Below are 21,827 nucleotides of genomic sequence, written 5' to 3'. Positions count from 1 at the left end.
GGCCAGCGGGCGGGTGCAGCTTGCACCTGAGGTTCAGGCGCAAAGGCCGCCTGAAAGAGCTACGGCTATCCAAAGCGCACTTGCCGCCTTTGGCTCACCACTTCTTGAAAATCACATACACAGCCGCCACCAGCAGCCCGAAGCCCACGAGGTGGTTCCAGCCCAGCTTGTCGGTTTTGAACACGAACACGGCGCACAGCGTGAACACGGCGAGCGAAATGACCTCCTGAATGACCTTGAGCTGGAACAGGCTGAACGGCCCACCGTTTTCCTCAAACCCCAGCCGGTTGGCCGGTACCTGAAACACGTACTCGAACAAGGCCAGCCCCCAGCTCACCAGAATGACGCCCACCAGCCCCAGCTTGGCAAACCAGGCCATTTTCTTGAACAAGTGCAGGTGTCCGTACCAGGCAAACGTCATGAACAGGTTAGAAATGGTGAGCAGGATGAGGGAATAAACGCCTTTCATAGAGGTCGAGCGAGGAGGAGAGGGGTGGCGGATTGATTGAACGCCTGCGCTCTCTACTGTGCAACCCGGCCGATGGTTCAGCTTTACTATTGCAGTGCAGTTGCGCGTTGGGGTCTCCTGGTTGGGCCGGCTCCGCCAACATGCGGTTAACTCACCGTTGCGGTATACGGCATGAGGCTATCTTATCTTGGAATATGGAAGCAATCCCAACCCTCGCTGCTTTACAAGTCGAAAACGATGCCTTGAAAGCGAAACTGGCCGAACGGGAGAAGCAACTCTACCACGCCCTTGGGGTCGTGGTGGGCATGTGGAATCAGTATTGCCCACCGCCACGGACGCATATGTGCATGAACGCAGGCGAGGATGCCGAAGAACTGCTGAAGGAATGGGAACTGCTGCTGCCGGATGAAACTGCCATCGATTTTTGGGGGCTGTGGTGGAGACCCGAGGGGATTGAAGTTCCGCAAAAAGTACACGCTCTGATTGACGGCAAGCAATAGCCCATCTGAAACGCTTTTTCTTCTGGTCAGATGGTCAGACCCTTTGACTGAACCAAGCCTCTCTTGTCCCATGCACCCGGTTAAGCAACAAGTCGTCCGCCTGATTCACGCCTACCAAGCCGCGGTGTTTCGGGCCGTGGCCTTGTTAAACGCCAAGTCGGCCCAAGAGCCAGGTTTCCAGCGGCGCCGAACCGGCTACTTGGACGCGCACCAGCAGTTTCGGTACGCTTTTCACGGCGCGGGCTGCTTGGTGACAATGCCCGGACTCGAAGTGGATTTTGATTACGCCAAAGAAGGCGGGTGCGCCGGGATTGACGGCTGGTTTCTGGTGAACTTTCTGGAATACAACCCGGCCGTGCGCGCCCAGCACCCCTTGCTGACCAGCGGCGCATCCGTGGAGGAGGCTCTGCTCGAACTCGCGAAGGCGTGCTCACCCGGGAAGCTTACGCCTTGGACAGCCGTTACTTCCTAACAGCAGAAGCGGGGAGCCCTCACCCGGCCACGGTCACGTTGCATGCGCCCAACCACGGCAGGGTTTCATAGGGACAGGTCAGAGAAGTTCATGAGCAAAAGCAGCAATGGTGGGTTTGGTGTAATATATTGACAGCGTGCTTGCTACATGGTTTATAAGCCGTGCACGAGCGACGCCAGTGCCTAAAACAAAATAATTTACTTTGTAATACAAAGTTCTTTATAGTAGCTTTGTTTCGTTGGCTTTCCGCGCCAATTGACACCAATTCTCCCTTGGTGGCTGAACCGGGCCGTTCACCAGGAAGGCCGGCTATTCCATTGATGCGCCTGCGCTTTAGATGACGTTCGTAATATCTTAAGAAATGCCCCACTTCCAGCCGTACCGCCAATACGTTTCTTTGGTTCTGCTCTTTGTTCCCCCCGTTTTATTTGGGGCCCTGTTGCTGGCGTTTCGCGGGAGCGACCACTTAAAACTGGCCAGCGAATGGCCCTACCTGCCGTGGCAGTTTCTGGTGGTGGCCGTGGCGGGCGGGGTGGCCACCCTCGGCGGGGCATTGGATTGGCGCTACCACCGCAGCCCCCTCAACATGAAAATTCCCAAGAAGGAGCGCGACGCCGAGGCCGCGGCCCTGGGGCTGGGCGGGGTGCCGATGTTTGTGCTCATGTGGGGGGCCATGATGCATCCTAAGCCCACGCTTTGGTTAATTCCCATCCTGGTGGTTCTGATTTACACCGTGGTGGCCATCAGTTACGACGAGTTTGTTTTCCACATCAAACGCTGCGGGCGGGTGGAAAACGCCTACCATCGCATGCTCGTGTTCGGCAACGGCATTGCCTGGCTGGCCTGGTTTCATTTCATCTTCTGCTAAGAACATGACCGTCAAGGCCCTGATTGCCCAAGCCGCACGGCAATTCAATCGGCAGCCCCATCAGATGCAGCAGGTGTTTTCCCACCGCATTTTTGCCACGGGGGCGCGGTGGATGTTCGAGCAACTGCCGGAAAACGGGCCAAAAACCAACTCAGGGTTTGACGCCGCCACCCGTTTTGGATTATACGGCGGCTTAAAATACGGCCTCAGCTTGCTGGCCTTCGCCGGCGCGCTCTGGGCGCTGGGCAAGGTGAGCTTACTGCTGACGCCGCTGGCGGTGCTAGTTTTCTACCTGGTGGAGGTGCATTTCCTGTTTCTGTTTCCTTTGCTGCTCGACCGGGCCAGGAACCCACTGCGAACCAGCATCCGGGAAACGCACCGAATCGGCCTGGCCAGGGCCTTGATTTGGGTGCTGGCCATTGGCGTTTTCATGCTGTCGGGGCTGCTAAACCGGCGGCAGCCGCTGCGTCGGTGGCACATCGGCTGTTTGTCTGTCCTTCTCTGGTACCAGCATGAAGTTAGAAATCGGATACAACCACGACTTTGAGGTGCGGGAAGAAGTGTGCACCGTCGCGGCGGGCAGGGCCTTCACCGTGCTGTACCTCTCCGACTTGCACCTGACCGGGTTCAGCGGCCCCACCGTGGCCAGGCTGATGGCAACAATCGACCGGTTGAACCCCCGCGTGCTGCTGCTGGGCGGCGACTACGTGGACAGCGCCGCTGGATTTCGGCACTTCACCCGGTTTGTGGAGTTCATCGCGGGGCGGGAAAACGTCTTCGTCATCGCCGGCAATCACGACGTTTTTTTCGGTGTGCAGAAAATCAAGCAGCTGGTCGAAGCAAACCACCTCGTGTGGCTGGCGGATGAGCCCGTCCGGATTTGCCTGGACGGCCGCCGGGTTCAAATCACGAACAACGGCACGAGTGACCGGCCCGAAGACGTCGATTTCAGCGTGTTGTGCTTGCACCAGCCCGTGGACGTAGCGGCGCTTCCCGGCCGGTACGAACTGGCCTTTGCTGGCCATTTGCACGGCAGCCAGGTGGTGCTGTGGCGTTCGGGCCAAGGCCTGTTTCCGGGCCGCTTATTCTATCGGTGGAACAGGCTAAAGACCACGGTCGGCAATTGCCTGTATTTGATTAGCAAAGGCTTGGGCGACACGCTGCCCCTGCGCTATAACTGCAAAAAAGACGTCGTGTTCGTCACCGTCAAACCCCATTCCCAACGTCCCTAATTAAAAGTGCCATGAAGTTCGTGTTTGCTGCCGCCTTCGCCGCCGTGTACGGGTTAGTTATTCGACTGTTTTTTGGTTCCGCCAACGGCTTGATGGAAATCATGAGCGTCACGTTCCTGTTTTTGGTGCCGGTGGTCATTGGGTTTCTGACCATCATTCTGATGCCGGCCGCCAAAACGACCTCCGGCACCGCCGCCTTCTTCAAGCCCTGGCTCACCAGCTTGATTGTGCTCCTGGTAACGATTCTGTTGAAGATAGAGGGCTCGATTTGCTGGATTATGATTTTCCCGATTTTCGCGACGTTCGCGGGCATTGGGGGCCTGATTGCCTACCACGTGCGCAACGCTAGGTCCGGCGGTCCAAACGATTCGGATGAAAATAAATGGCAGCGGCCCAACACCTTGAACGTGTCGCTGCTGGTTGCGATGCCCTTGGCGCTGGGCCTGGTAGAAGGGGAGAAGGCGTCGGCACCCCAGGAAATGGTTATCCAAAGGGCCGTCATCCTCAACGCGCCCGCGGCAGAAGTCTGGCAGCAATTGACCACTAGCCATGCGATGAGTGCGCCCACCAGCAAAATGTCGGTTTCCGCACTGCTGGGGTTTCCCAAACACAAGAGCACCACGCTGGATGCCCGGAGCGTGGGCGGCAAACGAACGGCTTACTACGAAAAGGGCCTGTACTTCGACGAAACGATTACCCAGTACCAGCCCGCGCGCTTACTGGTCCTGCGCGTCGACGCCAATCCCAACGCCATTCCCCCGGCGGTCATGGACGAGCACATCTTGATTGGCGGAAAACACCTCGACATTCTGGAGGACGTCTACGAGTTGGAATCCTTGCCCGGTGGCGGCACCCGGCTCACGCTGTCGAGCCGGTTTTACATCAACACGCCTTTCAACTGGTATGCCCGGCTGTGGGCGCACTACCTGATGACGGATATTCTTCAGAGCGAGCTGGAACTGGTTGAAAGTAAGCTGCCACGTCGCGCATGAGGGCGGCAGGCCCCGTAATGAACGGCGGAAGGAGCCCAGGGCGTCCTGTGGTTGGGCCACGGCTTAGCTCTTCTTTTATTCACCAAGCGGGAGGCTATTGAGGCACTGTTTGCACCACCGGCGTGCGCCGCAAGGCAGGTTGCCGCGAATAGCTTTTGCTTTGCCTCATCCCGAATCGAGTGTTTTTATGACTTCAAATGAGCGGCTGGTGTTCGGCCTGTTGAGTGGCCTGCTGGGAGTGGCTTTGCTCGTATGGTTCTGGGAGCCAATTGCCCAGGCCGCCCGAACCGTATTCATCCTGTTGGCTTCGGTCGGGCTGCTGGTTTATTACGCCCGGTGGGTGTACGCGGAACGGGCCCTGCGCTCCTGGCTGGCCCCGGCCCTGCTGCTGGGCTGCTTGCTCTTGGCGGCAGGTGTAAAAACGGCCGTATATGAGCGCGCCCACACCGTGAGCTACGTGCGCGAGGAGCGCTGGATAAGCGAGACCGTCTATTACGAGCCGGAATATGAGGGGGAGGAATTGGCGCTGGCGCTACTCCTGGGCGGCCCGCTGGTGGGGATAGGGGTGCTGCTGCTCGGCGTCGGCCCCGGCCAGCGCGGCCGGCAGTTCTTTCATTACCTCGTCCTGCTCGGCATGCCCTACCCCGTGGCCGCGCTGTGGTTTTTCGCTCCCATCGGCGCCAAACCCCGCTACGAACAGGGCGAAAGTCTTCCACTGGTGGCCGGTTCACTGCGAGTGGTCGGGAAGGAATCGCCGTACCGAATCTACCTCACCCAGCAATAGCGGCGGGCCGGCGCTCACCCTGGGAACACCTTTGGAAATGGGCACAGGTAGCTCGTCGATAAGCCCCTGCTCAGAAGGGCAGCCAAAAGAACTCCCTCATCGCGAGCCGCCGCTCCTGCTTTCATTCGGACCGTTGCGATGGACTGCCTTTCCTTTGCCGTAGGCTTATCATCAACTCCCCTAGCATGCCCACGCTCGACCCCGGCATTGGCGAAAAATTCTCGCGCCGCACCCAGCGCGCCATCAACCACGACGGCACTTTCAACGTGCGGCGGCGCGGCGGCCCGCACCAGCACGACCCTTACCAATGGCTCATCACCATGCCGTGGTGGCCGTTCATCGGCATTGTGGTGGTGTTTTTCACGGTGTTGAACGTCGGTTTCGCCCTGGCTTACATTGCGCTGGGGCTCGACGACCTGCCCGGCGTGGCCGCCCCGCACGGCTGGTGGCAGGACTTTCTCAGCGCCCTGTTTTTCTCCATCCAAACCTTCACCTCCGTTGGCTACGGGCACGTGTACCCCGGCAGCAACGGCTCGGGCTTTCTCTCCAGCGTGGAGGCATTGGTGGGCGTGCTCACGTTTGCGCTGGCCACGGGCTTGCTCTACGGGCGGTTTTCGCGGCCCACGGCACGCATCCTGTTCAGCCGCACGGCCCTCATCAGCCGCCGGGCCGATGCCACACCCTGCCTGCAGTTCCGCATCGCCAACCTGCGCAACAGCATCCTCATCGACCTGCAGGCCCGCGTCATCCTCAAAACCGTGGACGAAGCCACCCTCGACCAGCGCTACGACCTGCTGCCCCTGGAGCGTAGCGCCATCAGCTTTTTTCCCCTCACCTGGACGCTGGTGCACGACATTACCCCCGAGAGCCCGCTCTACGGGCTGCAGGCCCACGACTACGCCCGGCTGGGCATCGAAGTCATCGTGCAGCTAAAGGGCTACGACGACACCTTTGCCCAAGACGTGCACGCCCGTAACTCCTACACCCACGACGAGATTGAGTGGCACCGCCGCTTCATTCGGGCCTACGAAGTAGCCGACGACGGCATCGCCGTCGTCAACCTGGACGAAGTCCACACCACGGAACCGTTGAATTGAAGCCCGGCATGGTAATGCCTGTCATTGCTTCGCTGCGCTCGTACATGACAGTATAAGCCAGTCCGCTTACTCGTCGTGGCCCGGCACTACCCGCGTGGGGGCCACGGCAGTTTGCTTGGCCTCCTGCTCCAGGCGCAGCTGCTCTTTTTCGGAGGGTGTGCGGGGTAGCTGGCGCAGGTCGGGTGAGCCGCCGTCGACCCAGCAGGTAAACCAGAAGTCGCCGATGAGGGACGCCGCGTAGCGCATCTGGCGCTCCACCTGCCCGTTGAGCTTGGCGTGGTAGGCCCGGCTGAACTCGCGCGAGTAGGCCCGCACGGTGTTGTTGCCGCGCTGCTCGTAGCCGTATTTCTGGTCGCCCGACATCTGGGCCGTTAGCTGCTTCTCAAACAGCAGCACCGAATCGACGGCTGCGTGCGAGCGAATCACGGCCGCCCAGATGGCGTCGGTCGGGTTCGCCATGTATTCGGCCTTGCCGGTAAACAGGTCGTAATCAGAGCTCAATAGCTCGGGCAGGCGCGACTCCCACAGCCCGTGAATGCCGCGCTGGCCGGTGAGCTGGCCGTTGTAGTTCTTGGTGGTGTGCAGCGGCACGCAGGCATCGGCCACGTAGTGCCCCATATCGGCCGAGAGGCGCAGAATGCGGTCGGTGTCCTTGGCCTTGAAGGCGGCGGTGAGCTGGTTTTTCATGGTCACCACGTTCCAGGGCACAATGCCGTGGCGCTGCAGCGAGTCCTCGCCGTAGCGGGCCACGGCGTCGGCGTACTTGCGCGGCAGCTTGTATTCGGCGCTGTCGCCGTAGCGGTCCACGTCCAGAAAGTGCTTGGGCGCCTCGTCGGGCACAATGCTGCGGCGCGAGTCGGGCCGCGTGGCGTTCACCGTCAGGTAGTCGATGTTGGCCTTGTAGAAGCCTATCATGCCCGGTGGCAAGGTGTACACCGCCAGCCGGTTGAGCAGCCGGTGCCCAAAAAAGCCCCAGGCCTGCGCCCGGTAGGCCACAAACACCAGGGGCAAACAAATCAGCAGAGCGTAACCGTATTTTTTCACGGCTAACAAGATACGGCGCCGGCTGCGTAATTAATCAAAGAACCAATATAAAACCTATCATCCTGAGCGCAGCGAAGGACCTTCTCACGTTTGTGCCGTTGGGTTTACTGCAAACCGTTCAGTCGTGAGAAGGTCCTTCGCTACGCTCAGGATGACAAGAGATGGTGTTTAATGCGAGCTAAATGCTGCCTTACCGCCGCTTGCCGTCGCCGGCAAACTTCATGCGGTAGTCGTGCCGCACGTCGCCTTTGCTGATGCGGGCCAGCTTGCCTTTCAGCAGCTGCTTCTTGAAGCCCGAGAGCTTGTCGGTGAACAGCACGCCCTCCAAGTGGTCGTACTCGTGCTGGATAACGCGGGCGGCCATGCCCGAGAATGCCTCTTCGTGCACCTGCCGGTTTTCATCCTCGTAGCGCAGCACAATGTCGGCGTGGCGCGTCACCAGCTCCCGGATGCCGGGAATGCTCAGGCAGCCTTCCTCGAAGCCCCATTCCTCGCCGGTTTCGCTCACCATTTGGGGGTTGATGAAGGCGCGCTTGATGCCCTGCTCGGGCACTTCGCCGGGTTCGAGCTCGGCCAGGTCTTCCTCGTCCAGCTCCACCATTGGCCCCGAGTCCATCACAAACAGCCGAATGGCCTTGCCAATCTGGGGCGCGGCCAGGCCCACGCCGTTGGCCGAGTACATGGTTTCAAACATGTCGGCGATGAGCTGCTGCAGTTCGGCCGCGGGTAGGTCGGCGGGCAGGTTCTTGGCTTTGGTTTTCAGCACGGGGTCGCCGATGGCGACAATGGAATAAATCATGGTATTAGTGACTAGTGATTAGCGGTTAGTGGTTAGTTTCAAAAGGCCAGCCGTTGAATTAACCACTAACCACTCATCACTAACCACTGAAATCAGACTTCCCGCATCAGCGGCGATTCGAGAAACGACTGCAAAATTAAGGTCGCGCTGATGCGGTCCACGGTGGCTTTGTCGCGGCGGGCTTTCTGGCCGAGGCCGCCGGCCAGCATGGTGGCGTGGGCCATGCGCGAGGTAAACCGCTCGTCGAGCTCGTGGATGGGCACCTCGGGCAGCTCGCGGCGCAGCGTGCGCAGCAGGCCCACCACGGCGCTGGTCACATCGGTGGGCTCGTTGAGCAGCGTGCGGGGCATGCCCACCACCACGGCCCGCAGGGGCTCGCGCTGGTGGTAGGCCTTCACGTAGGCCACCAGGTCCTTGCTGTGGATGGTTTCCAGCGGCGAGGCAATCATGCACAACGGGTCGGTCACGGCGAGGCCTACGCGCTTGTTTCCGTAGTCGATGGCAAGAATGCGGGGCATGGCGAAAGGGGAGGGCAGGTGCCCGGTTTGGCACAAAGGTACGGCTGTCCCGAGATGCCTGCCGCTGTCAAGCTAACGGGTCGGAACGGATGAGATGACTAAAAAATCAAATGCCTGAATAATGCTTCCCATGGGAAGCATCAGTAGGTTTAAGCCTAATATAAGCCTAATAGCAACCTGGTACAGCCGTTTTCATTGACACCGCCAGCTGGTACCGCGCTTTCTGTGGCGGCCGCAATCGGCAATGCAGTCTTCTGAAATATAGGCATTAGCCAGGCGGCAAGCCGCTGCTTATTCAAGCCCCGGTTTGGTTTAAACACTCCCTTATGCGCCCTGCTTTGCTGCCGCTGCCCGCTTTCGAAACAGCCCTGCACACCTACGAGGCGGGCGACCCGGCCGGGCCGCTGGTCGTTTTCGTACCGGGCAATTCCATGGGCGCCGACTTATTTCAGGGCCAGCTGCAAGCCCCGGAGCTGCAGGCATTCCGGCTGGTAGCGCTGGACCTGCCCGGGCTGGGGCTCTCGCCGCGCGTGGCGGCCCTGTACGCGCCCGACCGGCTGGGCGCGGCGCTCGTGGCAGCTGTTGAAACCCTGGCAGAAGGCCGACCCGCGCTGGTGGTGGGCCATTCCTACGGCGGCAACCTGCTGCTGGAAGAGCTGCCCCGGCTGTCCTGGTTGCGGGGCCTGCTCTTGCTCGGCGCCCCGCCCGTGGGGACTGCTGACCTGGCCGCCGCCTTCCGCTTCGATGCCACGGGGCAGCTATTGTATGCGCCCGAGCTGTCGGCCGCGCAGGCGGAAGCCCTGGCCGCCTGGTGCCTGCGCGCCGACGCCCCGGCCGCCGAACAAGCCCTGGTGGCGGCCGACGTATTGCGGGCCGACGGGCGCGTGCGGACGGAGCTGGCCGCCTACATCGGCAACGGGCTGCTGCGCGACGAGCGGGCCCACGTGGCGGCCACCTCCGTGCCGCTGGCCTTCGCCACCGGCGAGCAGGAGCGGGCCCTCGATTTTGCCTACTTCGACACGCTGGCCGCTCCCACGCGTTGGGGCCAGTCGCTGCACCTGCTGCCCGGGGCGGCCCACCTGCCGTTTCTGGAAAATCCGGTGGCGTTCAACCGGCTGCTGCTGGCGTTTGCGGCGGCCACGGCCCTCCCGTAGCCCCGGCGCGGCCCGCGGCTACTCGTGGAGGTGGCGCAGCAGCTCGGAAGGATTGCGCGACTGCGTTTTGGCGGTGATGTTGCGGCGGTGCGTGTTCACGGTGTGCACACTGACGTGCAACTGGTCGGCAATCTGCTGCGAGCCTTGGCCTTGCAGCACCCGGTCGAGCACCTCACGCTCACGGGAGGTCAGGGCCAGGTGGGCGGCGGGGCGCAGCAGCTCATCGAGCCACTGCTGAAGCTCCGGGTGGGTGCCGTGGAAACACAGGTCCTGGGTGCGCTTGTGGTGGGTGATGTCGGTGAAGGTGCTGCCGGCCACGGTGGGCGTGCCATCGGGGGCGAAATCGAGCGGGAAATTTTGGCGCAGCACGCGCAGGTAGTGCCCGGCCTGGTGGCGCAGGCGGTAGTCGGCGGTGAAGGCGTGGCCCAGGGCCTCCTGCCGGTGCTTGTTGAGCCAGCGCGCCGATACCGCCGTGGCCTGCCCGAGCAGGTCGGCGTCGTCGGGGTGCACGCGGCTGTAGAGCCAGGCCATGCTGAAATCGGCCGGCGGGCAGCCCAGCAGCGCCTGCACGCCCGGGCTCACGAAGAGGTGTTGCATCACGCGCAGGTCGATGAGCAGCATGAACTGGTTGTGGAACAGGTACTGCGCCATTTGGCGGCCGGCGGCTACAGCCGATGCCTCGTCGACTTCCAGCGTGGGGCTGCCGGAATGAATCTGTCGCCAAGCAGCCTGGACTTGTTGGTAGGCGGGCGGCGGGGGGTAAGGCATAAGGAACAGAAGGGTAGGTAATGCAGGTATTTGAATACTGGATAGTTGTAGATGAATTTTTGCTGTATTCGGTGTGGATGAATGGTTCAGCTTTCGGGAAAAAATCCCCTGGCGCTATAACGGTGAGGGTTTTTAGAAAGATGAAGAACGGGTGAAATATACTTAAAATTAAGTATTGATAAAGCCCTACGCAGCACGGAAACTTTGTCTTTAGAGCAGTAGTCGAATAGTAAATGTTCAGTTAAATATTGGAAAGAGTAAATAATTACGCTCTTCTCGACCTGCCTTTTCTGCCAATGGTGGCGGCTCTGCGGACTGGCCATGCGCTGGGCAACAGGCAATCATCTGCATCCGGCTGAGCTTATGGAGCCGGCTTTTCGGGCTCCCTTCACCCATCCTTTCATCCCATTTTTCAACCTTTTTTCAGTACCATGAAAAACCTTTTCGCTTCCTTCCTTTTCGTGCTGGCCGTGGCCGCCGCCCACCTGGCCCAGGCCCAAACCATCCGCCGCGTGAACAACACGGGCCTCACCATCGCGGGCGTCAACATCTACTCCACCCTGCAGGCGGCCCACGACGCTTCCAGCGCCGGCGACATCATCTACCTGGAGCCCTCGGACATTTCCTACGGCAACCTGCTGTGCGTGCGCCCGCTCACCATTATCGGCAACGGGTATTACCTGAACCAGAACCCCACCTTGCAACTCGACAAGCGGGAATCGGTGACCGGGAGTGTCACCTTCGCCGCAGGCAGCACGGGCTCGCGCATCACAGGCTGCTACATCAACGGCTTCTGTTCCATCGCGGCCAGCAGCATCACGGTGGAGCGGAACCGGATTAACAGCACGGTCTACATTGGCTACAATGCCACTTCGGGTGCTTATGCGACGTTGAATACGGCTATTGTGCGTCAGAATTACATCACCAGCACGGTGGCCTTCTACACGAACGGCGCCACCACCGTCAGCAACGTGAGCCTGAACAACAACATTCTGGCTAGTGCTAGCATCTCGACTTCGGGGAGCTACGCTGGCCTTGGCAACATCCTTATTTCCAACAACGTGATTGGCGACCTGGCGGGCAACAGCGGCTACGGCATCGATATCGACAACGCGGTAATCAAGAATAACATCCTGACCTACACCAGTGGCACAGGCAGCAACTTCACCCCGCGCAACAACGCCTACAGCTACAACATCAGCGGCAACGCGGCTTTCGGCACGGCCAATGGCAACCAGTCGGGTGTTGCGCCTTCGTCCATCTTCGTGGGCGGCACCGCCTCTACGGACGGTGCGTTTCAGCTGCGCACGGGCAGCCCGGCCCTTGGCACGGGCGAGAGCGGTACCGACGTGGGCGCCTTTGGCGGCACGCTGCCCTACCGCATCGCGGGCATTCCCAACGTGCCGTCGATTTACCAGTTCAACCAGGCGGTGTCGGGCAACAGCCTGAACGCCACCATCAGCACCCGTTCCAATAACTAAAGCGAACGACGCCCTTTGCGGGGTGTTTTTCTGCGTCTGTTTATGGACCTGCTGCGCTTGATACGGCATACCGGGCTAGGCCTGGCGATGCTATTGCTGGCGGCGGTGGGGGCCTTGTTTTCGCCCCTGCACGCCCAAACCGCACCCAGTTTCGACCGGGTGGAATATTACTTCGATACCGACCCCGGCTACGGCCAGGGCACGGCCGTGACCCTGCCCGCCACGCCAGGCACCAACATTGCGGCGCTGCCCTTCACGGTCAACCTGACGTCGCTTTCTTCGGGCTTCCACAGCCTGTTCATTCGCTCGCGGGCGGGCGCTGGCAACTGGAGCCAGACCTACCGCCAGATTCTGTACAAGGAGCCGGCGTCGAGCACGGCCCCGGTGCCCGCCCTGGCGGGTGCCGAGTATTACCTCGACACCGACCCCGGCTACGGCCAAGGCACGGCCATTGCCATCACGGGCGGCGCCACCAACGCGGCAGGCGTAGCCTTCACGGTGGGGTTGGGCAGCGTGAGCGCGGGATTCCACTCGCTGAGCGTGCGCTCGCGCGACGCCAACGGCGCTTGGAGCCAGACCTACCGCCAGATTTTCTACGTGGAGCCGGCCGGCAGCACCGCTGCGCCCGCCAACCTGGCGGCTGTGGAGTACTTTGTGGACAGCGACCCCGGCTACGGCCAGGGCCAGAGCGCGCCCATCACAGGCGGCGGCACCAATGCCACGGGCGTGAGCTTCTCGGTGGGCCTGGGCACCTTGGCTGTGGGCTTCCATACCTTGTACTACCGGGTGCGCGACGTTAATAACAAATGGAGCCAGACCTTAAACCGGGCATTTTACGTGGAAGACCCCACGGTGGCGGCTATTCCTAACCTGAACAAGGCAGAGTATTACTTCGACGCCGACCCCGGCTATGGACTGGGTACCAATGTGCCCGTTCCCACGCCGGCCACCAACCTCACCAACCTCAACCTGCTGGCCGACGCCAGCGGCCTGACCAGCGGCCAGCACCGGATTTTCGTGCGGGTGCGCGACGCCAACGGCATGTGGAGCCAGGTGCTGAGCCGGGCGTTTGCCAAGAGTGGCTGCAGCAACTCGCCCAATTACGCGGCCGGGCAGCCCGCGGCCAGCTACACGGGCTCCGGCATCACGGCCACGGCCGTGGAGCAGATGTTCAACGGCGGGTCCGTGACGGGTAGCTCCTCGACCTTCCTCAACGGCTACTACGCCCAGGCAGACCTGGGTGCCAGCACGCTGCGCACCGTTTCGGAGGTGCAACTAGCCCTGCGCAACGTGAACGGCACGGCCGTAAGCTACACGCTGACCGTGGAGGTATCGGGCAACCTGAGCGCCTGGAGCCAGGTTGACACTTATACGGCCACGTTGCCGGCCAGCATGACTGCGCCGCTCAACGTGACGCGTACCCTGGCCACGGTGCAGAACAACGTGCGCGGGGTGCGCCTGCGCCTCACGCTACCCAGTGGCATCTCACAGGGCATCCAGCTCACCAACGCCGGGGTGTATTTCTTCCCGACTACCTGCCCGGTGCCGGTGATTACCAACTTCACGCCCGCCACCGGCCCGGCCGGCACGGTGGTGACCATTACGGGCACCGACCTGGACGGCGCCACGGCCGTGACCTTCAACGGCACGCCCGCCACCGCCTCCATCACCAACAACACGACCACCGGCCTGACGGTGGTAGCCCCAGTGGGCGGCACCGATGGGCAGATTTGCGTGACCACGGCGGGCGGCACAGCTTGCACTTCGGCCAGCTACCTCTACCCGCCGGCCATTGCCACGGGCACGATTTCGGCCAGCTCGTATTGCACGGGCAACACCCTCACGGTGCCCTTCAGCACCAACACGGCGCGCTTCGCGACGGGCAACACGTATAGCTTCCAGCTGTCGGATGCCAGCGGGGTGTTTGCGGCCAATGCGCCGCTGCTGGGCACGCTGCAAAGCATCAACGCCACGGGCGGTGTGCTCACGGGCGTGATTCCGCAGGCCACGCCGGCCGGCAATGGCTATCGCGTGCGGGTGGTGGCCTCCAACCCGGCGGTGACGGGCACCGACAACGGCGCCAACCTCACCATTGGCACCACGCCGGTGAGCCAGGCCGCCGGCCCCGCCTCGGTGGCCAACGGCGCGCCCATCAACCTGAGCGTGTCGCCAACTTACAGCGGCGCTACCTACGCCTGGAGCGGCCCGGGCAGCTTCAGCTCCACGCTAGCCAGCCCCACGGCCAGCACCACCACGGCCGGCGTAGCCCGCTACAACCTGACCGTGACGCTGGGAACCTGCAGCTACAGCAGCTTCGTGGACGTGACCGTGCAACCCTCGACGGACCCGATTCTGGCTTTGACGGCCTTCAATGGTCCGATTTGCCTGGGTGCGTCGCGCAGCATCAGCTTCGCGGTGTCGGGCAACCCGTTCCCGGCCGGCAACACCATCACGGCTCAGCTCTCGGATGCCAGCGGCTCGTTTGCGGCGCCGGTGAGCATTGGCTCGGTGGCCTTCAGCGGCCAGGGTAATGGCTCGGTTTCGATTACCATTCCCGGCAGCACTTCGGTGGGCACCGGCTACCGCGTGCGCTTGGTGGGCTCGAACCCGAGCACCATCGTGAGCAACGACAACGGTTCGAACATCACCCTGAACGCTCTGCCGACGGTGACGGCGACCAGCAACTCGCCGGTGGCTTCGGGTGGTACCATCGTGCTGAACGGCGGCCCCGCCGCCACTGGTAACTCCTACCTGTGGACGGTGCAGTACAACGGCGGCGGCACCGCCACCGTGGGCAACACCCAGAACCTGAGTCTGACCAACGCCACCCCGGCGCAGTCGGGCAACTACACGCTCACCATCACCAACGCGGCCGGCTGCTCGGCTTCGGCCAGCACGCCCGTGACGGTGAATGCCGCCGTGCCCGTGACCACGCTGTCGCTGACCCCGCTAGCTGGTCCGCTCTGCGCGGGCAATGTATACATGCTGCGCTACACGGCCGGCGGCCCGAACTTCAACGCCGGCAACACCATTACGGCATTGCTTTCGGATGCCAGCGGCGCGTTCTCGCCCGGTACGGTTATCCGCTCGGTGGCCCGCACGGCTGTCACGACGGATACGCTGATGGTAACCATTCCGGCCTCGGCGTCGGGCACCGGCTACCGCATTCGCCTGCAAAGCTCCAGCCCGGCCATCGTCAGCAACGACAACGGCTCCAGTCTGACCATCACGAACCTGAGCTTGGTTTCGGCCGGCTCGAACTCGCCGGTGGCCTCGGGCGGCACCATCTCGCTCACGGCCACGGGCATCAGCGGCGCCTCCTACGCCTGGACCGGCCCGAACGGCTACACCGCCACCGGCCCCAACCAGAGCATCAGCAGCGCCACCACGGCCAATGGCGGCACGTATTCGGTGACGGTGTCGCTGAACGGCTGCTCGGCTACGGTTAGCACCACGGTGGTGGTGAACGCGCCGGTAGTGGTGGCCAGCATTCAGACGGCGGCCCTCACGGGCGGCTACTGCGCGGGCACGGCCCTCAGCGTGCCGTTCACGGCCACGGGCTTCACGGCCGGCAATGTGTTCACGGCCCAGCTATCGAACGCCAGCGGCTCGTTTGCCAGTCCGGTGAGCCTGGGCACCCTGACGGGTACCGGCACGGGCACCATCGCCGGCTTCGTGCCGGGCAATACGGTGGCCGGCATTGGCTACCGCATCCGGGTGGTGGGCAGCCAGCCGAACACCGTAGGTGCCGACAACGGCACCAACCTGAGTGTCACCGCCGCCGGCCTCAACACCTGGCTCGGCACCACGGACACCAACTGGTACAACGCCGCCAACTGGAGCTGCAACCAAGTGCCCGACAGCACCAGCACGGTGATGATTCCGGGCAGCCTGGGCAACTATCCGGCCCTGGGCGCCGGCTTCTTCCCGCTCACCAACCTCACGGTGGCCAGCGGCGCCACCATGAGCATCAGCGGCAACCTGTACCTGAAAGGCAACCTGACCAACAACGGCACGCTCAACGCGGCTTCGGGCAACCTGATTTGCGGCGGTCCCACGGCCCAGGTTATCAGCGGCAACCCCGTGCGCTTCCAGAATGTGACGCTGAACAACCCCGCGGGCGTGACGCTGCAAACCACCCTGGGCCTGCGCCGCGTGCTCACGCTCAACCTCGGCAACCTGGCTTCCAACGGCAACCTGACGCTGGAATCGGACGCAACGGGCACCGCCATGGTGGTGAACCGCACCGGGGGCGGCGTGGTGACGGGCGCGGCCACGGCCCAGCGCTACGTGAGCCCGGCCCTGAACGCCGGCCTCGGCTACCGCCACTTTGCCTCGCCGGTGAACGGCGCCACGGTGGCCGACCTGCACGGCGCCGGCAGCCCCGCTCCGGTGGTGAACCCAGCCTACAACACGGCCGGCAATACCGTGAACCCTTTCCCGACGGTATTCACCTACAACGAGACGCGCCTGACAGCCGCCGGCAGCAGCACGTTTGACCAGGGCTGGCAGTCGCCCGCCGCCCCTTCCGACCCGCTGACGGCCGGCCAGGGTTTCACCGTGAACCTGGCCCCGGCTACGCTCAACCTGACGGGCACCCTGCGCACCGGCAACTACGCCTTGACCATGAGCCGCGGCGCCACCGCCAACTCGGGCTGGCAACTGCTGGGCAACCCCTACCCGGCCCCGCTGAACTGGAACAACCTAACCCGCCCCACGGGCATGGACAACGCGCTGTACGTGTACCAGAGCAGCGGCCCGTATGCGGGTTCCTACGTGGGCTACGTGAACGGCGCCGGGCCTGCCGGGGCTAACCTTGTGGCTTCGGGCCAGGCTTTCTTTGGCCGGGTAAGCAGTGGCTCGCCCACGCTCACCTTCACCAACGCCGCCCGCGAAACCACCTACACCAGCCCCACGCAGTACCGCAACACGGCCGAAACCCGCCCCATGCTGGAGCTGGCCCTGCAGGCTCCGGCCGCCGGTAGCCTGGCCGATGTGCTCTACGTGTACCAGGAAGCCGGCGCCACCGCCGCCTTCGATAGCCACTACGACGCCCTCAAGGTGGTGCTCAACGGTGGGCAGCAGCCCACGCTCTACCAGCAGGCCGGCCCCGAAAGCCTGAGCATCCAGGGCCTGCCCGAGGGTACTCAGCCCCAGGCCCTGCCGCTGGGCGTGAATGCCCCCACGGGCGGCACGTTCACCTTCACGCCGCAGCGCCTCGACAACTTCCCGGCCACGGCCACGCTCTACCTGGAAGACCGCCTCCGCGGCACCTGGCACAACCTGCGCACCGGCGCCTACACCGCCACGCTGGCGCAGGGCCTGAGCACCAGCCGCTTCGTGCTGCACCTTAACCCGGCCGCCGGGCCGCTGGCTACCACGGCCAGCACCCAGCCCTTCGCCGAGCTGCAGGTGTACCCCAACCCAGCCAACTCGCAAACGGCCGTGGTGCAAGTAGTGGTGTCGGGCCAGGCCACGGCCCTGGCCAAAGCCCGCCTGGAAGTGCTCAACAGCATTGGCCAGCGCGTGTACAGCGCCGCCGGCCCCGCCACGTCGCCCACGGGCACCCTGCGCCTGTCGGTGCCCACCACCGGCCTGGCCGCCGGCGTGTACACGGTGCGCCTCAGCACCGCCACGGGCGTGCTCACCCGCAAACTGGTACTTAACTAACGCGCTATGAACAATAAACTTGTTTCGCTCCCGTGTCCCCGGCTTCGTGCCGGGGGCACCACGCGCCCCACGCGGCGGCCGGGCTTCCTGCTGCTGTGCGGGCTGGGCCTGCTGCTGAGCTTCTCGGCCGGGGCGCAGCCCGGTTCCGGCGGTCCTGGCCCCGGCACGCCCACTCCGCCCGTCACGCCCACCGACGTGCCCATCGACGGCGGCGCCTCGCTGCTGCTGGCCGGCGGCGTGGGCTACGCGTTGCGGCGGTTGCGTCGCGCCCGCAAGGCGTAGTCGGACATTTCGATAGTTGAAAAAAAGGGCTGGCCTTCCGCAAGGGGCCAGCCTTTTTTGTTTTCAGATGGTGAGGCCGGTGGCAAGCCATCGAACGAGGTAGGGGCGGGGCCTGCCCCCGTCCATCCATCCGCGCCGCCCGCAAGATTCCGTTCAACGATAGGCGGGGGCAGGCCCCGCGCCTACCTCCTACTAACGACGCCGCTTTGAGCCGTGGAAGCCCCGCGCAGATAGGACCAAATCCAAAGCTCAACCGTATTCGTATCGAATTTTCGCGCTGTATATCACTGGCATCGGAAAAGAGCCGATTGAGCGACAAACCCTGCAGGCTCATCGAATTGCTTTAAAATATGTATTAGCAAAATTATAATTTTGCCATGCATTAAATAAGCGCTTCGGCTAAGGTAATAATTGCAATATGCCGTTGTGATATGCTTTATTTTGCGTTTTAGAGACACATTGTTGTATTTATTGAATAAATTCAGGTTATTGAACGTATTGAGGTTTTGAGCTAAGAAAATTTCAATAGTTTTGACCTACGCTACGCTATACTCTATTCGAGCACTTCTATACTTTACATGCCTATTTCGCCGCTCAATTCTTTAGGGAAGACCCGGCCCGTCGCGACGAAGCGGCGGGCCGGGCTGCGGCAAATCCTGATGCTACTGCTGGCCATGGGCACCGGCGCGCTGGTGGCCAACAACCCCTTCCGGCCCTCCTCGGAAAACCCCGACGCCACGGCCCGCGGCTACCTGCGTTTCAAAGAAATCCTGAGCTACGTGGACCGCGACTACGCCGACTCGGTCGACACCGAGGGCTTGGCCGATTACGCCGTGGTGCAGATGCTGGAAAAGCTCGACCCGCACTCCGTGTACATCCCGGCCCGTGACCGGGACAGAACCGATGCCTTCCTGCAAAGCGACTACGACGGCATCGGTATCGAATTCAACGTTTTCCGCGATACCATGACGGTGGTGGCCCCGCTCAGCGGCGGCCCGGCCGAGCAAGCCGGCGTGCAGCCCGGCGACCAGATTCTGAGCATAGCTGGCAAGCGGGTGTCGGGCGCCCACCTCAGCACGGCCCGCCTCAGCGAGCTGCTGCGCGGCCCGCGTGGCAGCAGCCTCATGCTGGAGCTGCGCCGCCGGCACCTGGCCCAGCCGCTGCGCCTGAGCATTGCCCGCAGCCGCATTGCCAATTCGTCGATTGACGCCGCTTATTTGGTCGACGACCAGACCGGCTACATTAAGGTGAGCCGCTTTGCCTCGAATACTTATGATGAGTTCAAAGCCGCGCTGGTCGATTTGCGCCGGCAGGGCCTCACGCGCCTCGTGCTGGACCTGCGCGGCAACCCCGGCGGCTACCTCGACCGCGCCACTCGCCTGGCCGATGAGTTCATCGGCGGCTCGCGTAAAATCGTGTACACCGACGGCAAGGGCGAGCAGTACGACTCGCAGACCTACGCCAAAGTGGCCGGCGAATTTGAGGAAGGCGCCTTAGTAGTATTAGTAGACGAAGGCAGCGCCTCGGCTGCCGAAGTAGTGGCTGGAGCCCTGCAAGACCACGACCGCGCCATTCTGGTGGGCCGCCGCACCTTCGGCAAAGGCCTCGTGCAACAGCCCATCGCGCTGAGCGACGGCGGCGAGCTGCGCCTCACCATTGCCCGCTACTACACGCCGGCGGGCCGCTCCATTCAGAAGCCCTACGGCGCCAACTACGCCGAATACAGCGCCGACGTGGCCCACCGCGCCGCCCGTGGCGAGCTGCAGTCGGCCGACAGCGTCCGCTTTGCCAAGGAGTTGAAATTCCGCACCGACCACGGACGCCCGGTGTACGGCGGCGGCGGCATCATGCCCGACGTGTTTGTACCGCGCGACTCGGTGGCCCACTCGGCCTATTACACCAAGCTACTTGCCCACGGCGTGGCCCGCGCCTTCGCCCTGAATTTCTACCAGGGCCACAAGGCCGAGCTGGAAGGCCTGCGCTTCGAGCAATTCAACGCCACCTTCCGCATCTCCGACACGCAACTGGCGAGCCTGACCGCCCAGGCTGCCCAGGACGGCGTGAAGGCCGACCCGGCCACCGTGCGCCGCTGCGCGCCGCTGCTGCGCAACCTGCTCAAGGCTTACATCGCCCGTAGCGCCTACGGCTTAGTGCCCTACTACACGGTGCTGCGCGAGCAGGACGCCGAGCTGCAAAGCGCCCTGCACGCCGTGGGCGACAGCTCGGCCCAGCTGGCGCTGCTGGGGAAGTAATGGAGGCCTTGTTGTCATTGCGAGCGCAGCGAAGCAATCCGTCCTGTTCTCAGCGACCAGCCTGATAAGTGTGACAAAGCCTTAGCGCTGTGCATTACCGGAGCTTGTCGCAAAAGAACGTGTCTGGCTTTGACAGGACGGATTGCTTCGCTGCGCTCGCAATGACAAACGGTACTCGTAACTTCACGGGCCCAATCCACCCCTGAAATCCCACCCGCCCATGTCGCATTACCACCGCCTCGGCCAGATTCCGCGCAAGCGCCACACCCAGTTTCGGCAGCCCGACGGCTCCTTGTATTCGGAGCAGCTCGTGGGCACGCTGGGTTTTCACGGCGTGTCGTCGCTGCTCTACCACGTGCACCCGCCCACCCAGATTAAGCACGTGGGCGAGCCCAGGCCCTACGCGCCCAAGCTGCTGAAGGACCGGCCGCTGCAGCCCGAGCACCTGCGCACGCTGGCCCAAACCAGCACCGGCGGCGACTACCTGGCCGCCCGACAAACCCTGCTCGGCAACGCCGATGTCACCATGAGCATCTGCAACCCCACGGAGAAGCGGATGGATTATTACTACAAGAACGCCCAGGCCGACGAGGTGATTTTTGTGCACGAAGGCCGCGGCGAGCTGTGGAGCCAGATGGGCAAGGTGGCCTTCGAGCCCGGCGACTACGTGGTGGTGCCGCGCACCATTATCCACCAATTGCACTTCGAGGAAGGCCCGGTGCGGCTGATGATTATCGAGTCGTTTAGCCCCGTGGAAACGGTGCGGCGCTACCGCAACCACTTCGGCCAGCTGCTGGAGCACTCGCCCTACTGTGAGCGCGACATGCGCCCGCCCACTGAGTTGTTGCCCCACGAGCAGCCCGAGGGCGACTACGTGGTGCGCGTGAAGAAGGAAGGCATGCTGCACGAGCTGACCTACGCGCACACGCCCTTCGATGTGGTGGGCTGGGACGGGTATTTCTACCCCTACGCCTTCAGCATCCACGATTTTGAGCCTATCACCGGACGCCTGCACCAGCCGCCGCCCGTACACCAGACGTTTGAGGGGCACAACTACGTCATCTGCTCCTTTGTGCCGCGTTTGTTCGACTACCACCCGCTCAGCATTCCGGCGCCCTACAACCACGCCAACGTGGACTCGGACGAGGTGCTGTACTACGTGGCCGGCAATTTCATGTCGCGCAAAGGGGTTGATTTGGCGTCGTTTACCTGGCACCCCACGGGGCTGCCGCACGGCCCGCACCCCGGCACGGTGGAAGCCAGCATTGGCAAAACCGAAACCCACGAGCTGGCCGTGATGGTGGACACCTTCCGCCCCCTCTACCTCACCGAGGCGGCGCTGCCTTATGTGGACGCCCGCTACCCCATGAGCTGGAACCCCGGCTTCGTGCCCGACCCGCCCCGTTCGGCCGATATGATGGATTAAGCGGCGGGTGCTTAACTTT

General features: G+C 62.8%; 19 protein-coding genes. 14 read left to right on the top strand and 5 right to left on the bottom strand.

Translation table 11 applies throughout. The features are described 5' to 3' along the window. Positions 1 to 94: 94 nt before the first annotated feature. On the bottom strand, positions 95 to 469 hold the full coding sequence (locus MTP16_RS02960; RefSeq protein ID WP_243515831.1) for a DMT family protein: 375 nt from the start codon (positions 467 to 469) through the stop codon (positions 95 to 97). Between the two features lie 194 nt (positions 470 to 663). Between MTP16_RS02960 and MTP16_RS02955 the strand changes: the two genes are divergently transcribed. From MTP16_RS02955 to MTP16_RS02920, 8 genes are all read left to right on the top strand, one after another. Further along, positions 664 to 969, top strand: coding sequence for a hypothetical protein (locus tag MTP16_RS02955; RefSeq protein WP_243515830.1), 306 nt, complete (start codon positions 664 to 666; stop codon positions 967 to 969). 70 nt (positions 970 to 1,039) lie between these two features. After that, the gene (locus tag MTP16_RS02950; protein ID WP_243515829.1) at positions 1,040 to 1,441 is read left to right on the top strand and encodes a DUF6896 domain-containing protein; all 402 of its coding nucleotides are present in this window, start codon (positions 1,040 to 1,042) and stop codon (positions 1,439 to 1,441) included. A 397-nt stretch (positions 1,442 to 1,838) separates the two neighbouring features. Further along, positions 1,839 to 2,309, top strand: coding sequence for a hypothetical protein (locus tag MTP16_RS02945; protein WP_243515828.1), 471 nt, complete (start codon positions 1,839 to 1,841; stop codon positions 2,307 to 2,309). Between the two features lie 4 nt (positions 2,310 to 2,313). Then, positions 2,314 to 2,856 (top strand): hypothetical protein, encoded by a 543-nt coding sequence (locus MTP16_RS02940; protein WP_243515827.1) that lies wholly within the window; start codon positions 2,314 to 2,316, stop codon positions 2,854 to 2,856. Next, positions 2,822 to 3,541: a metallophosphoesterase gene (locus MTP16_RS02935; protein ID WP_243515826.1), complete on the top strand. Its 720-nt coding sequence runs from the start codon at positions 2,822 to 2,824 to the stop codon at positions 3,539 to 3,541. Before MTP16_RS02940 ends, MTP16_RS02935 begins: the two co-directional genes overlap by 35 nt. 11 nt (positions 3,542 to 3,552) lie before the next feature. Further along, positions 3,553 to 4,533: an SRPBCC family protein gene (locus MTP16_RS02930; RefSeq protein WP_243515824.1), complete on the top strand. Its 981-nt coding sequence runs from the start codon at positions 3,553 to 3,555 to the stop codon at positions 4,531 to 4,533. Positions 4,534 to 4,720: 187 nt separating this feature from the next. After that, positions 4,721 to 5,317, top strand: coding sequence for a hypothetical protein (locus tag MTP16_RS02925; RefSeq protein ID WP_243515822.1), 597 nt, complete (start codon positions 4,721 to 4,723; stop codon positions 5,315 to 5,317). A 185-nt stretch (positions 5,318 to 5,502) separates the two neighbouring features. Beyond that, entirely contained in the window at positions 5,503 to 6,414 is a 912-nt protein-coding gene (locus MTP16_RS02920; RefSeq protein WP_243515819.1) for an ion channel, read from the top strand. A 66-nt stretch (positions 6,415 to 6,480) separates the two neighbouring features. Here MTP16_RS02920 and MTP16_RS02915 read toward each other — a convergent pair whose 3' ends face one another. The 3 genes from MTP16_RS02915 to ruvX form a co-directional block, all read right to left on the bottom strand. Then, complete coding sequence (locus MTP16_RS02915) at positions 6,481 to 7,458, bottom strand: zinc dependent phospholipase C family protein (protein ID WP_243515818.1); 978 nt, start codon at positions 7,456 to 7,458, stop codon at positions 6,481 to 6,483. Between the two features lie 190 nt (positions 7,459 to 7,648). Continuing rightward, complete coding sequence (gene def, locus MTP16_RS02910; RefSeq protein WP_243515816.1) at positions 7,649 to 8,257, bottom strand: peptide deformylase; 609 nt, start codon at positions 8,255 to 8,257, stop codon at positions 7,649 to 7,651. Between the two features lie 92 nt (positions 8,258 to 8,349). Continuing rightward, complete coding sequence (gene ruvX, locus MTP16_RS02905) at positions 8,350 to 8,775, bottom strand: Holliday junction resolvase RuvX (protein ID WP_243515814.1); 426 nt, start codon at positions 8,773 to 8,775, stop codon at positions 8,350 to 8,352. Between the two features lie 326 nt (positions 8,776 to 9,101). On the opposite strand from ruvX, the gene MTP16_RS02900 reads away from it, so the two are divergent. Next, positions 9,102 to 9,929, top strand: coding sequence for an alpha/beta fold hydrolase (locus tag MTP16_RS02900; RefSeq protein ID WP_243515812.1), 828 nt, complete (start codon positions 9,102 to 9,104; stop codon positions 9,927 to 9,929). An 18-nt stretch (positions 9,930 to 9,947) separates the two neighbouring features. On the opposite strand, the gene MTP16_RS02895 is transcribed toward MTP16_RS02900, so the two are convergent. Next, positions 9,948 to 10,697, bottom strand: coding sequence for a helix-turn-helix transcriptional regulator (locus tag MTP16_RS02895; RefSeq protein ID WP_243515810.1), 750 nt, complete (start codon positions 10,695 to 10,697; stop codon positions 9,948 to 9,950). A 431-nt stretch (positions 10,698 to 11,128) separates the two neighbouring features. Between MTP16_RS02895 and MTP16_RS02890 the strand changes: the two genes are divergently transcribed. From MTP16_RS02890 to MTP16_RS02870, 5 genes are all read left to right on the top strand, one after another. Continuing rightward, positions 11,129 to 12,178: a right-handed parallel beta-helix repeat-containing protein gene (locus tag MTP16_RS02890; RefSeq protein WP_243515808.1), complete on the top strand. Its 1,050-nt coding sequence runs from the start codon at positions 11,129 to 11,131 to the stop codon at positions 12,176 to 12,178. Positions 12,179 to 12,220: 42 nt separating this feature from the next. Next, on the top strand, positions 12,221 to 17,848 hold the full coding sequence (locus MTP16_RS02885; protein ID WP_243515806.1) for a T9SS type A sorting domain-containing protein: 5,628 nt from the start codon (positions 12,221 to 12,223) through the stop codon (positions 17,846 to 17,848). 6 nt (positions 17,849 to 17,854) lie between these two features. Continuing rightward, positions 17,855 to 18,130, top strand: coding sequence for a PID-CTERM protein-sorting domain-containing protein (locus MTP16_RS02880; protein ID WP_243515804.1), 276 nt, complete (start codon positions 17,855 to 17,857; stop codon positions 18,128 to 18,130). A 578-nt stretch (positions 18,131 to 18,708) separates the two neighbouring features. Then, on the top strand, positions 18,709 to 20,382 hold the full coding sequence (locus MTP16_RS02875; RefSeq protein ID WP_243515802.1) for a S41 family peptidase: 1,674 nt from the start codon (positions 18,709 to 18,711) through the stop codon (positions 20,380 to 20,382). Positions 20,383 to 20,602: 220 nt separating this feature from the next. Then, on the top strand, positions 20,603 to 21,808 hold the full coding sequence (locus MTP16_RS02870; RefSeq protein WP_243515801.1) for a homogentisate 1,2-dioxygenase: 1,206 nt from the start codon (positions 20,603 to 20,605) through the stop codon (positions 21,806 to 21,808). Positions 21,809 to 21,827: the final 19 nt, after the last annotated feature.

The organism is Hymenobacter monticola (assembly GCF_022811645.1).
GTDB classification, from domain to species: domain Bacteria; phylum Bacteroidota; class Bacteroidia; order Cytophagales; family Hymenobacteraceae; genus Hymenobacter; species Hymenobacter monticola.
The sequence above is the reverse complement of the archived record's forward strand: the minus strand, read 5'-3'. Positions and strand labels throughout refer to the sequence as shown.